This window comes from Streptomyces graminilatus, assembly GCF_001418565.1.
Classification (GTDB): domain Bacteria; phylum Actinomycetota; class Actinomycetes; order Streptomycetales; family Streptomycetaceae; genus Streptomyces; species Streptomyces graminilatus.
Window position 1 is genome coordinate 1 of the sequence record NZ_LIQQ01000001.1, and the last position, 12,856, is coordinate 12,856.

Below are 12,856 nucleotides of genomic sequence, written 5' to 3' on the forward strand. Positions count from 1 at the left end.
CTGTGCCTTCGACGCGGCGCACTGGGCGGAGAACCTGCGCCGCGTCGAAGGCACAGGGGTGGGTGGGGTCTTCGTGGACGGTGGAGTAGATGCGCACGGCGGAGTCGGCGCGGCCCTGGATGCCGCCCAGCCGGGCCGTCAGCTCGGGCAGCAGCGGGTCGACCTGCGGCGAGTGCCCGGCGCCCTGGACGGGCATGGCGCGGGCCGCGCGGCCCTGTGCGTCGAGATGCTCCACGAGCCGCGCGACGGCCGGTGCCTCGCCGGTGACGATCTTCTGCCGGGGCGAGGAGTGCACGGCGAGGTGCACTCCGGGGAACTCCCGCTCCAGGTCGCCGAGTTCGTCGTCGGTCAGGTCAACCACCGCCATCGCCCCGCCGCGCAGCGTGGCGAGCAGCCGGGACCGTACGGCGATGACGCGGGCGCCGTCGGCGGCGTCGAGTGCCCCGGCGACGACGGCCGCCGCGACCTCGCCCATGGAGTGCCCGATGACGGCGGCGGGCCGGACGCCGTAGGAGCGCCAGAGTTCGGCCAGCGCCAGCTGGGTGCCGTAGAGGAGGGGCTGGGCGATCTCCACCTGGCGCAGGTCGTCGTCCGTGCAGTCGTCGAGCAGTTCGTGCAGGGAGATGCCGCACCCGGCCGCGAGCACCGGGTCAAGTTTCTCCACGGCGGCGGCGAACGCGGGCTCGCAGCCGAGCAGTTGACGGCCCATGGCGGCCCACTGGGTGCCGTAGCCGGAGAAGACCCACACCGGTCCCGGTCCGAGCCGGTCCCGGTCGCCGGTACTGACGTACGGATGGGGGCGGCCCGCCGCCAGCGCGCGCAGGGCGTCGCTGAGCGCGTCGCGGTCGGGGGCGACGACGGCCGCGCGGGCGGCGCCCCGGCCGGCGCGCCCGGCGAGGGTGCGGGCGACGTCCTGGAGCCGGGCGGCGCTCCCGTCGGGGGTGCCGAGCCAGTCCGCGAGCCGGCCGGCGGTGTGCCGGACCCGGGCCGGATCGGCGTCGCTGAGCTGCACCAGGGTCGCGGTGCCGCGGGTGAGGGGGATGCGTACGGCGGCGGGCCTGCCGGGCTGCCACTCCTCCAGTACGGCGTGCGCGTTGGTGCCGCCGAAGCCGAACGCGGAGACTCCGGCGGTGGCGGTGCCGCTGTAGCGGGGCCAGGGCTCGGGTTCGGTGACGAGCCTCAGCGGCTGGTCGTCCAGGGCCGGCCGCTCGCCGTGCAACGAGCCGGGGACAACGCCGTGGTGGAGTGCGAGGATGGCCTTGACCAGCCCCGTCACTCCTGCGGCTGCCTCCAGGTGGCCGAGGTTGCTCTTGGCCGAGCCGAGCAGCAGCGGCTGGTCGGGGTGGCGGCCACGGCCCAGGACGGCGGCCAGCGCGCCCGCCTCGATGGGGTCGCCGAGCGGGGTGCCCGTGCCGTGCGCCTCCACGTAGTCCACGGTCGACGGATCGACGTCGGCGCGCGCGTAGGCCGTCTCCAGCAGGGCGCGCTGGGCCGCCGGGTTGGGCGCGGTGAGGCCGTTGGAGCGGCCGTCGGAGTTGACGGCGGTGGCCGTGATGACGGCGAGGACCCGGTCGCCGTCGCGCAGCGCGTCGCTGAACCGCTTGAGGACCACCATGGCGCAGCCCTCGGCGCGGACGATGCCGTCGGCGTCGGCGGAGAACGGCTTGCACCGGCCGTCGGGCGCGAGCGCGCCGGCCCGGCCGAACGCGACGGTGACGACCGGGGTGAGCAGCACGTTGGCCCCGCCGGCGAGCGCCGTGTCGCAGTCGCCGCCGCGCAGCGCGACGCATGCCTGGTGGACGGCGACGAGGGAGGAGGAGCAGGCGGTGTCGACGGCGACGCTCGGGCCGCGCAGGTCGTACACGTAGCTGAGTCGGCCCGCCGCGACCGAGGTGGCGCCCCCGGTGGTCGCCCAGGCGTCGACGGCCGCCGGGTCGGCGGCGGTGAGCCGGCTGTAGTCGGGGGCGGAGACGCCCACGAAGACCCCGGTGTTGGTGCCGGCGAGGGAGGCGGCGGGTAACGCGGCGTGGTCGAGGGCCTCCTGGGTGACCTCCAGCAGCATGCGCTGCTGCGGGTCCATCGAGTCGGCCTCGCGCGGGGAGACGCCGAAGAAGGCGGAGTCGAATCCGGTGAGGGCGGCGTCGTCGAGGTAGCCGCCCCAGGGGCTGGCGTCCGGCGGCTGCGGGGTGACGAAGTCCCGGCGGCGCTCCTCGGACACCTGGCCGACGGCGTCGACGCCTTCGACGAGCAGCCGCCAGTAGTCGTCGGGGCCGCGTACCCCGCCGGGGAGGCGGCAGCCGACGCCGATCACGGCGACGGGTTCCTCCTCGGTGGCGGCCCTGGGAGTGTGCGCGGGGTCCGGGGCGGGGGCGGTGTCGCCGCTGAGCAGGGTGACCAGCCCGTTGACGGTGGGCGTCTCCCACATCAGCGTGGCGGGCAGTTCACGGCCGAGGGCGTCGGCCAGTTCGCCGGCGATGGCGACCGCGTCCCGGGAGGACATGCCGAGTTCGGCCAGCGGCCGGTCCGGCGCGATGTCCGTGCCGGGCACCCCGATCCAGTGGGCGATCCGCTCGACGACCAGCCGTCGCAGGCCGGCGGGGTCGGCCGGGTGCGTGCTCATGCTCATGCCGTGCCCCGCGCGTAGGTGTCGTAGAGTCCGTCGAGATAGTGCGAGCGGGTCAGCGCGCGGGACACCTTGCCGCTGGAGGTGCGGGGCACGGCCCCGGGCGGGACGAGCAGGATGTCGGCAAGACGCAGGCCGTGCCGGGCGGAGACGGCGGCGCGCACGGCGGCGGCGACCTCGTCGCGGTCGCGGGCCTGCGGGGACAGGTCCCGGGTGTGCTCGGCGACGACCACCGCGCGCTCGGCGGCGATGATGCCCCCGGCCGCCGCGCCGCCGGGCGTGTGCTGCGCGGCGACAGCGAAGGCGGCGAGGCGGTCCGGGCGTATCGCCCGGTGGGCGGCCTGCGCGGTGACCTCGACGTCCTGCGGGTAGTGGTTGCGGCCGTCCACGATGATCAGGTCCTTGAGTCGGCCGGTGACCAGGAGCTGCCCGTCGAGCGTCGTCCCGAGGTCGCCGGTGCGCATCCAGCGACCGGACAGCCGGCCCAGGCGGGCGTGGAAGGTCTCCCGGGTCTGCGTCTCTCTGCCCGCGTAGCCGCGCCCGATGTTGGGTCCCTGGACCCAGATCTCGCCCACCTCCCCCGGCGGCAGGAGGACCCCGGTGACGGGGTCGACGATGCGCACCTGCTGCCCCACGGGTTCACCGCAGGCGGCGAGCTGGATCGCGGCGGGTTCGTCGGCGGCGACGGGCAGGGCCTTGCCGGCCGCCAGTGCCTCCCGGTCCAGGGCGTATCTGCGCAGTGGCTGTCCGGGCCGGTGGGCGCTGACGAAGACGGTGGCCTCGGCGAGCCCGTACGACGGGCAGTGGGCGTCGGCGGACAGGCCCTGTCCGGCGAAGGCCGCGTGGAAGCGGTCGGCGGTCTCGGGCCGTACGGGTTCGCTGCCGTTGGCGAACACGGCGACCCGGTCCAGCCGCAGGCCGGCCTTGTCCTCGTCGGTGACGACGGCCGCGCAGTAGTCGTAGGCGAAGTTCGGCGCCGCGGTGAGTACGCCCGGGTGGTCGGAGAGCAGGCGCAGCCAGCGGGCGGGCCGCCGCAGGAAGGCGACGGGGTCCATGAGGACGGACAGCAGTCCGCCGACGACGGGAACGGCGATGCTGAGCACCAGCCCCATGTCGTGGTAGAGCGGCAGCCAGCCGACCGTGGTGGCGAGGGGGGTGCCGGATCCGTAGGCGGTGAGCGCCTGGCGGGCGTTGGCGACGACGTTGGCGTGCGTGATCTCGACGCCGGTGGGGAAGCGGGTGGATCCGGACGTGTACTGGAGGTAGGCGGTGGTCTGTTCGTCCGGTACGGGTGGCAGCGGGTCGCCCGCCCGGTCGTCGGGGACGAGGTCGGTGACGATCACTCGGGGCCCCAGGTCGTGGGCGTCGAGGAAGCCGCGTACGGAGCCCGCCGCGCCGCTGGTGGTGAGCACGGCGGCCGGCTGCGCGTCGGCCAGGACCCCGGCGAGGCGGTCGGCGTGTCCGGACAGGTCCGGGGTGAACAGGGGGACGGCGACGATGCCGGCCCTGAGCGCGGCGAGGAAACCGACGACGTAGTCGGTGCCCTGGGGGCAGAGCAGCGCGACGCGTTCGCCGGGTGCCAGGGTCTCGGCGAGGCACGCGGCGACCGCGCGGGTACGCAGGTCGAGGCGCTGCCAGGTGAGCGTACGGAGGCTGCCGGACAGACCGGGCGCGGTGTGGTCGGCGAAGGTGAACGCGCGGCGGGTGGGACTGTGGTGGGCCCAGTGCGCGAGATGGGCGGGCAGGGTGGCCAGGTGTTCGGGTGCTGCGGGGGTTCTGCCAGGGGCGTGCGGCAGGGCGTGCGCGGGCATGGGGGAGCTCCTCACGTCACTGGTCTGGTCCCGGTCGGGGGAAGGTGATTACGGCCGGCTGTGGCTTCGCCTCACTCACAGCGGGATGTTGCCGTGCCGCCGGTCGGGGACGGCGGCACGTTTGCCGCGCAGTGTGCGCAGGGCCCTGGTGAGGTGTGCCCGGGTGGTGCTGGGGGTGATGACGGCGTCGATGTAGCCGCGGGCGGCGGCCGCGTAGGGGGTGGCCCAGGCCGTGTCGTACTCCTCGATGAGCTTCGCTCTCAGCTCCGCCACGGCCTGTTCGCCGACGGCCGCCGCCGCCGCGAGTTCACGGCGGTGCAGCACGCTGACCGCGCCCTCGGCGCCCATCACGGCGATCCTGGCGGTGGGCCAGGCGAGGTTGACGTCGGCTCCGAGGTGTTTGGAGCCCATGACGGCGTATCCCCCGCCGTAGGCCTTGCGGACCACGACGGTGACCCTGGGCACGGTGGCCTCGGCGTAGGCGTAGAGCAGTTTGGCGCCGCGCCGGATGATCCCGGCCTGCTCCTGGTGGGTGCCGGAGAGATAGCCGGGGACGTCGGCGAAGGTCAGCAGCGGGATGCCGAACGCGTCGCAGAAGCGGACGAAGCGCGCGGCCTTCTCGGAGGCGTCGATGTCGAGCACACCGGCTGTGTGCATCGGCTGGTTGGCGACGACACCGACGGAGCGGCCCTCGATCCGGGCCAGGGCGCAGATGATGTTGGGGGCGAACAGCTCGTGCACCTGGAGCAGTTCACCGTCGTCGACGACGGTCCGCAGGATCTCGCGCATGTCGTACGCGGCCTCGGGCCGGTCGGGGACGACGGTGTCCAGCCGCAGGTCGTCGGGGGTGGGTTCGAGGGCCCGCGGGTCGAAGGCGTATTCGGGCGGGCTCTCGCGGTTGTTGGCGGGGAGATAGGCGAGCAGCACCCGGACGAGGTCGAGGGCGTCGTCCTCGTCCTCGGCGAGGAAATGGGCGTTGCCGTTCCCGGAGTTGCTGGTACGGGCGCCGCCGAGTTCCTCGGCCGTCGTACGTTCGCCGGTCACGGCCTCGATGACGTCCGGGCCGGTGACGAACATGTGGGAGGTGCCGTCGACCATGACGGTGAAGTCGGTGATGGCGGGCGAGTAGGCGGCGCCGCCCGCGCACGGGCCCATGATCACGGAGATCTGCGGGATGACGCCCGACGCCATGACGTTGCGGCGGGCCAGTTCGGCGTAGAGGGCGAGCGAGGCCACGCCCTCCTGGATGCGGGCGCCGCCCGAGTCGTTGAGGCCGATGATCGGGCACCCGGTGCTCAGGGCCAGGTCCATCGTCCGGACGACCTTCTCGCCGAACGCCTCGCCCATGCTGCCGCCGTGGACGGTGGCGTCCTGCGAGAAGACGCACACCTGGCGTCCGCCGACGGTGCCGTAGCCGGTGACCACACCGTCGCCGTACGCCTCGGTGCCCGCGCCGTCGGCGGTGCGGGAGCACACCAGGGCGCCGGTCTCGACGAAGGATCCCGGGTCGAGTAACCGGGCGACGCGTTCGCGGGCCGTGAGCCTGCCTCGGGCGGCCTGCCGGGCGACGGCCGCCTCGGAGCCGCCGGACAGGGCCCGCTCGTGCCGGGCGGCGAGGTCCGCGAGCCGCTCCGCCGTGGTGCGCGCGGCGGGCGCGGACGATCCCAGGGTTTCCGCAATCGAGGTCACAGCCACCTCCGTCGGGGCTTGTGAGCATGGCAGTTCAGCGGGATGCGGTCCGCTTTTCCGCCGCCAATGTGAAGTTGTTGAGTGACCCGGGGCCCGCGTTCATAGACGGACTACAAGCGGACGGCGACCGCCCGGTGCCCGGCAGGTGCCCCTCGTGGATCAAGGGACTGCCAAATCTTCGCGTGGTTCCCGCTCCCGTGTTCGGGCTTCAGGTATGGATAGGGCCAGGATCCCGCTCGTGCGCGCGATCCTCTGTGACCCCCCGCTCTCCGAAAGAAGTTCATGAGAAGAAGCACAGCCGTGTTCTTCGGCGCGACCGTGGTACTGGCCGGGAGCCTGACGGCCGTCCCGGCCGAGGCCGCCATGACGCAGTCCCCGATCTCCGCCCAGGTGGCCCGGGTCACCTGGAAGAAGTGCGGCACCGACGCCACGCCGACCCTCCAGTGCGGGACGCTGAAGGTGCCGCTCGACTACGCCAAGCCGCGAGGCCGGCAGATAACTCTCGCTCTGTCGCGGGTCCCGCACACCGCGACGAAGTACCAGGGCCCCCTGCTGGTCAACCCCGGTGGCCCCGGCGGCAGCGGACTGTCCCTCGCCTCCTTCGTCGCGTCCTCGCTGCCCAAGGCGGTCGCGGCCCAGTACGACGTCATCGGCTTCGACCCGCGCGGCGTGGGTGCGAGCAGGCCCGCCCTCGACTGCAGGCCGGGCCACTTCGACCCGGTGCGCCCCGACAGCGTGCCCAGCACCCCGGCGATCGAGAAGGCCAACCTGGACCGCGCCAAGGCCTTCGCCGTGGCCTGCGGCCGGAAGTACGCGGACCTGCTGCCGTACATCGACACGATCAGCGCCGTGAAGGACATGGACTCGATCCGCAAGTCCCTCGGCGCCAAGAAGATCAACTACTTCGGGTACTCGTACGGCACCTACCTGGGCCAGGTCTACGCCAAGCTCTTCCCGGGCGAGGTGCGCCGACTGGTGCTGGACTCGATCGTCGACCCCGACGGGGTCTGGTACGACGCCAACATCTCGCAGGACTACGCCTTCGACGCCCGCCAGAAGGCGCTCATGGCGTGGATCGCCAAGTACAACGCGACGTACAAGCTCGGCACCGACCCGGCCAAGGTCGAGGCCCGGTGGTACGCGATGCGCGGCGAGCTGGCCAAGAAGCCCGCGGGCGGCAAGGTGGGCGCCTCGGAGCTGGAGGACACCTTCATCCCCGGCGGCTACTACAACGGCTACTGGCCCACCCTGGCCGGCGCGTTCGCCGCCTACGCCAACAGCGGGAAGACCGGCCCGCTGGTCAAGGCGTACCAGAGCATGGCGGCGATCGACGCGTCCGGGGACAACGGCTACAGCGTCTACGCCGCCGTGCAGTGCCGTGACGTGTCCTGGCCGCGCGACTGGAACCAGTGGCGCAAGGACAACTGGACGGTGTACAAGAAGGCACCCTTCATGGCCTGGAACAACGCCTGGTACAACGCGCCGTGCGCCTTCTGGCCCACGAAGTCGCTGAAGCCGGTGAGTGTCGCCAACGACAGACTGCCTCCGGTGCTGCTCTTCCAGGCGACGAACGACGCGGCCACCCCGTACCAGGGCGGCGTCACCGTGCACCGGCTGCTCAAGCACTCCAGCCTGGTGGTCGAGCAGGGCGGCGGCAACCACGGCATCTCGCTGAGCGGGAACGCCTGCCTGGACAAGTACCTGGTGAAGTACCTGACCGACGGCACGGTGCCGCGCGGCAGCGGGGTGGCCGACGCGGTCTGCCGGAAGACCCCCGACCCGAAGCCGGCGGCGGCCCAGCCGGCGAAGTCGGCGCTGAGCGACGGGTCCGACGCGCCCGCCGCGGTGTCGGACGGCGACACCCTGCACAGGTTGATCGGCTTCCGCGGCTGAGTGTGAGACCACGCGGTACACGTGAAGGGCGTCCGGTGTCCGCCGGGCGCCCTTCCGCATGCCAGGGGCCGCGGTGTCACGCCGAATGACGGCGACGCCCCCGGACCCGCGCAAAGAATTCGCAATATTCCGTCATCCTGTTGAAATGACGGCTGAGCAGCATTTCTCGCGCGGGGGAACTTCCGCGTTCGCTGGGCACATTCGTGTTCGCGCCTCTTTTCGGCCTTTCTGGGGTCCGAATAACTCTTCCCGGGGCTCGGCCGGCCGGCGACAAGGTCATGGCGCACAGAAGAGCGGGCAACCCTCGCACGCCGTTGACCACCCGATTCCGGCCAGCGGCAGAGGTGCGGCGCGATTGCCCTCGTTCACGGACCCGGAGGAGGTGCACCGCGATCTTCGGGACATCCGTCCCATTGGGCGGGACGACCGGCCGGGAGATGACGAATCGCCGGTCGCGGCCGTCCCGAATGGCCGGATCGACGCAGGCCGGAGTTCCGGTTCGCCCGGTGTTCGCAGGCGGTCCGCAATCGGAGGTCAAAATTCCGATTGCCCAGTTCGGGATAGCTCGTTTACGCCACGGATCTTTGACAGTCCGAAGGAGGGGTTTTTAGACTCGCCGAGTTCTGTGGCCCTGCCCGGTCGAGGGCCTTGAGAGCCGGACAAGTCTTGGGGGGACGATGAGTCAGCGTGCACCGGAACCACCAGTTCTGACAAATACCGGGATCACCACGGGAACCGGCACGGCGGTCATGCCACCGGCGATGGCGGCCGAGGCATGGCGGGTCCTCGTGGTGGAGGGCGACGCCCAATACGCGGAATCCCTGTTCCATGGCCTGCGCCGGCATGGACACGAAGTGGACGTGGTCGAGCGGGGCGGTGTGGCGCTCCAGGTGTACGGGCTCGCCGATCTCGTCCTGATCGATCTGGAACTGCCCGACCTGGACGGTCTTGAGGTCTGCCGGGCCATCAGGACCGTGTCCGACATTCCCATCATCGCCGTCACCGCCCGGGGCACCGAGCTGGACCGGGTCCTCGGCCTCCAGGCCGGGGCGGACGACTACATGGTCAAGCCGTACGGATTCCGGGAACTGATGGCCCGTATGCAGGCGGTGATGCGGCGGGCCCGGCCCACGCCCCGGCCCGCCGACGTCATTTCGCACGGTCCGCTCAGGATCGACGCCGGCTCCCGCGAGGTGAGCCTGTACGGACGTCCTGTCATTGTCACCCGCAAGGAATTCGATCTGCTGCATGTGCTGGCCTCCCATCCGGGCAGTGTGATTCCACGAAATCGGCTCATGCAGCAGGTGTGGGGGGATTCCTGGTCCCGGCGGACTGTTGACACACATGTCAGCAGTCTGCGAAACAAGCTGGGCGCCAGTGACTGGATCATCACCATCCGGGGAGTCGGCTTCAGGCTCGGCAACGGCTGAATTCCGAATGGATCACCCGGTGCGGCAGCAGCGCTCGAATTGTTTCGCCGACCGGTTGCCGAGGGTCCACAACTGGCCGGTGGACAACTGACGGGTGAACAACTGACGGGTGATATTTCGTTCGGCCGACAGAAAAGGAACCGGAAATCGCCTTGGGGCGGGGTGGAGTGCCGCCCCGCCCCCGAGCGCTGCCCATGACACCGGCGCTCCGCCGGCCGTCCGGTGGCCCGGTGCGCGCTTTGCCCACCACCCTCGTCCGACCTGGGCATCTGGCATTTCTCTGACATGGAGCTGAGCCGGAGCACACACAGCCGCGCGCGGATTTGTGAAACCTGACGAAGCCCTGAACCCAGGCCTGTTGCAACCGGAGACCCGCCTCACAGAGGCTGGTTGTCAAGGCCCCGCGCACCGGAATTCCCCGGGCGGCAGGGACGCGGTCGACCACTCAGTCATCAGTGCCGGGAGCCAGGGAGTCGCGTGTCGCGCTGTTCGTCCACCTCGGATTCCGCCTTCGCGGGAACACCGCACGACCCCGGTACCGCACCGCGCTGACGCTTCCTTCCCGACCACAGACACGCGGTCGCCCGCCACGCGGCCGGCGCGGGCGTCACCCGGTGACGCCAGGCCACCGCCCGTGGTGCGCGTTTCCTCGCGAGCGAGAAGAGAGGGCACTGACATGACCACGGACATGACCACGGCCGTTTCATCGACCCGGAGCATCGCGGACCTCCTCCTGCGGGCCGCCGAGCACCACCCACGGTCCGGTCTCCTCCACCAGCAAGGCGCGGCCGGCTCCGACGGCTCACGGTTCCAGTCCTACCCCGAACTCGTCAACGAGGCCCGCAGGGTGCTCACCGGCCTGCGCGGCCTCGGACTCGCCCCGCAGGACAAGGTCGTCCTGCTCCTGGAACGCCCGCGGGAATTCCTGCCCGCCTTCTGGGCCTGTCTGCTGGGCGGCTTCGTCCCCGTCCCGATGGCACCCCTGGGCGGCGACCCCGAGCGCTGGGCGGTCCAGCTCGGCCATGTCAACACCCTCCTCGACCGGCCGCTGATCGTCACCACCGAGAGCCTCGCGGCCGAACTGCCGCCCGTGGAGGGCCTCGGCGTCACCCCGCTGTCGAGCCTGTACGCCGACGGCCCCGCCGGCCCGCTCCACCGGGCGGCGCCGGAGGACACCGCGCTGCTGGTGCTGACCTCGGGCTCCACCGGCAACTCCAAGGCCGTCCGGCTCACCCACGCCAACCTGCTCGCTTCCATGGCCGCCAAGAACGGCCACCACCGGCTCGGCCCCGACGACGTCTCCCTCAACTGGGTCTCCTTCGACCACGTGGCCGCCCTCCTGGAGTGCCATCTGCTGCCCCTGTCCACGGGCTCCACCCAACTGCACGTCGAGGCCTCCGTGGTCCTCGGGGAACCCCTGGAGTTCCTGCGGCTGGTCTCCCGGCACGGCGTCACCATGACCTTCACCCCCAACTTCCTGCTCGGCCTGCTCAACACGTCCGCCGACCGGCTGGAGGAGACCGGGCCCGTCGACCTGTCCCGGCTGCGCCACATCATCAGCGGCGGCGAGGCTGTGGTCCGCACCACCGGAGAAACCTTCCTGCGGCTCTTCGCTCCCCACGGACTGCGCCCCGACGCCCTGTGGCCGGCCTTCGGGATGACGGAGACCTGCGCCGGCTCCGTCTACTCCCAGGCGTTCCCGGCCGCCGACCAGGGCAAGGAGTTCGCCGGCCTGGGCACCCCCGTCGAGGGGCTGCGGCTGCGCATCGCCGACGAGCACGACCGGGAGCTGGGCGCGGGCGAGACCGGTGAACTCCAGCTCACCGGACCCATGATCACCCCGGGCTACCACAACAACGAGCAGGCGACCCGGGACGCCTTCACCGCGGACGGCTGGTTCCGCAGCGGCGACCTCGGCCGGCTCGACGAGGGCCGGCTCACCCTCGTCGGCCGCAGCAAGGACAGCGTCATCGTCAATGGCGTCAACTACTTCAGCCACGAGATCGAGACCCTGCTGGAGGAGCTGGACGGCGTCGCCCGCTCCTATGTCGCCGCGTTCCCGACCCGCGCCCCGGGCAGCGACACCGAGCAACTCGTCGTCGCCTTCCACCCGGAGACCGAGGACGGCGACGAACTCGCCCTGTACCGGGTGCTGTCCGCCGTGCGCTCCGGTGTCGTCATGCACTGGGGCTTCCGCCCCGCGCTGATCCTGCCGCTGCCCAAGGACGCCTTCCCGAAGACCAGCCTGGGCAAGATCCAGCGCTCCCTCATGCGCCGCAAGCTGGAGGCGGGCGCCTACGAGCCGGTCATCCGGTCCGTCGCCGACCTGGTCCTGCGCCGGCTCGGCGGATACACCGCCCCCGAGGGGGACACCGAGCGGATCCTCGCCGGGATCTACGCCGAACTGTTCGACACCGCCCCGGAGAAGCTCAGCGCCACCGCCAACTTCTTCGACCTGGGCGGCACTTCGCTGGACATCCTGCGGCTGCGCAGCATGGTGGCCCGGCGGCTCGGCGCGCACGACCTCCAGATCATCACCGTACTGATGGCCCCCACCGTCCGTGAACTGGCCGCCCGGCTGGGCGAGGACGCGGCGACCGTGCGGCCGTACGACCCGATCGTCCCGATGCAGAGCGCCGGCGACAAGACTCCGCTGTTCTGTGTCCACCCGGGCGTCGGTGAGGTCCTCGTCTTCGTCAACCTCGCCAAGTACTTCGTGGGCGACCGGCCGTTCTACGCGCTGCGGGCCCGTGGCTTCAACCCGGGCGAGAAGCCCTTCGAGAGCTTCGAGGAGATGGTCGACACCTACGTCGAGGCGATCCGCGCCAAGCAGCCGCACGGACCGTACGCCGTCGCGGGGTACTCCTACGGCGGCGCGGTGGCCTTCGAGATCGCCAAGGTGCTGGAGAGCCAGGGCGAACGGGTCGACTTCGTCGGCAGCTTCAACCTGCCCCCGCACATCAAGTACCGGATGAACGAACTGGACTTCGTCGAGACCGCCGCCAACCTGGCGTTCTTCCTCGCGCTCATCGACAAGAAGCAGTCCCTGGACCTGCCGGGGCAGTTGCGCCGTCTCTCCCGCGAGGAGCAGCTCGCACACTTCATCGACATCGCGCCGAAGGCCCGGCTCGCCGAACTCGACCTCACCCTGGAGAAGTTCACCGCCTGGGCCACGCTCGCCGACGGGCTCACGGACCTGGGCCGCACCTACGCGCCCAGTGGTTCGGTCCGTTCGATGTCCGTCTTCTACGCGATACCGCTGCGCGGCACCAAGGAGGACTGGCTGAGGAACGAGCTGAGCCGGTGGGACGAGCACTGCCCGGACGTCCGCTACCTCGACGTGCCCGGCGAGCACTACACCCTGATGGGCCCGAACCACGTGGCCGTCTTCCAGTCGGTCCTGCGCGCGG

6 protein-coding genes are annotated in these 12,856 nt (G+C 71.5%); 3 read left to right on the forward strand and 3 right to left on the reverse strand.

What is annotated here, in order from left to right; translation table 11 throughout:
* The 3 genes from AOK08_RS00005 to AOK08_RS00015 form a co-directional block, all read right to left on the reverse strand.
* On the reverse strand, positions 1-2,620 hold a 2,620-nt coding region (locus AOK08_RS00005; RefSeq protein ID WP_055522341.1), incomplete at its 3' end, for a type I polyketide synthase.
* Positions 2,621-2,622: 2 nt separating this feature from the next.
* Positions 2,623-4,434, reverse strand: a complete 1,812-nt coding sequence (locus AOK08_RS00010) for a fatty acyl-AMP ligase (RefSeq protein WP_055522343.1) — start codon at positions 4,432-4,434, stop codon at positions 2,623-2,625.
* 75 nt (positions 4,435-4,509) lie between these two features.
* Positions 4,510-6,123, reverse strand: a complete 1,614-nt coding sequence (locus AOK08_RS00015; protein ID WP_422125710.1) for an acyl-CoA carboxylase subunit beta — start codon at positions 6,121-6,123, stop codon at positions 4,510-4,512.
* 282 nt (positions 6,124-6,405) lie between these two features.
* On the opposite strand from AOK08_RS00015, the gene AOK08_RS00020 reads away from it, so the two are divergent.
* The 3 genes from AOK08_RS00020 to AOK08_RS00030 all read left to right on the forward strand — a co-directional run.
* Entirely contained in the window at positions 6,406-8,016 is a 1,611-nt protein-coding gene (locus tag AOK08_RS00020; RefSeq protein WP_055522345.1) for an alpha/beta hydrolase, read from the forward strand.
* A 761-nt stretch (positions 8,017-8,777) separates the two neighbouring features.
* Positions 8,778-9,446 (forward strand): response regulator transcription factor, encoded by a 669-nt coding sequence (locus tag AOK08_RS00025; RefSeq protein WP_338400104.1) that lies wholly within the window; start codon positions 8,778-8,780, stop codon positions 9,444-9,446.
* 676 nt (positions 9,447-10,122) lie between these two features.
* On the forward strand, positions 10,123-12,856 hold a 2,734-nt coding region (locus tag AOK08_RS00030), incomplete at its 3' end, for a non-ribosomal peptide synthetase (protein WP_241826737.1).

Bases quoted from the DNA above. Each gene is read 5' to 3' on its own strand.
- AOK08_RS00010 (WP_055522343.1), bottom strand. From the start codon at position 4,434: ATGCCCGCGCACGCCCTGCCGCACGCCCCTGGCAGAACCCCCGCAGCA.
- AOK08_RS00020 (WP_055522345.1), top strand. From the start codon at position 6,406: ATGAGAAGAAGCACAGCCGTGTTCTTCGGCGCGACCGTGGTACTGGCC.
- AOK08_RS00025 (WP_338400104.1), top strand. From the start codon at position 8,778: ATGGCGGCCGAGGCATGGCGGGTCCTCGTGGTGGAGGGCGACGCCCAA.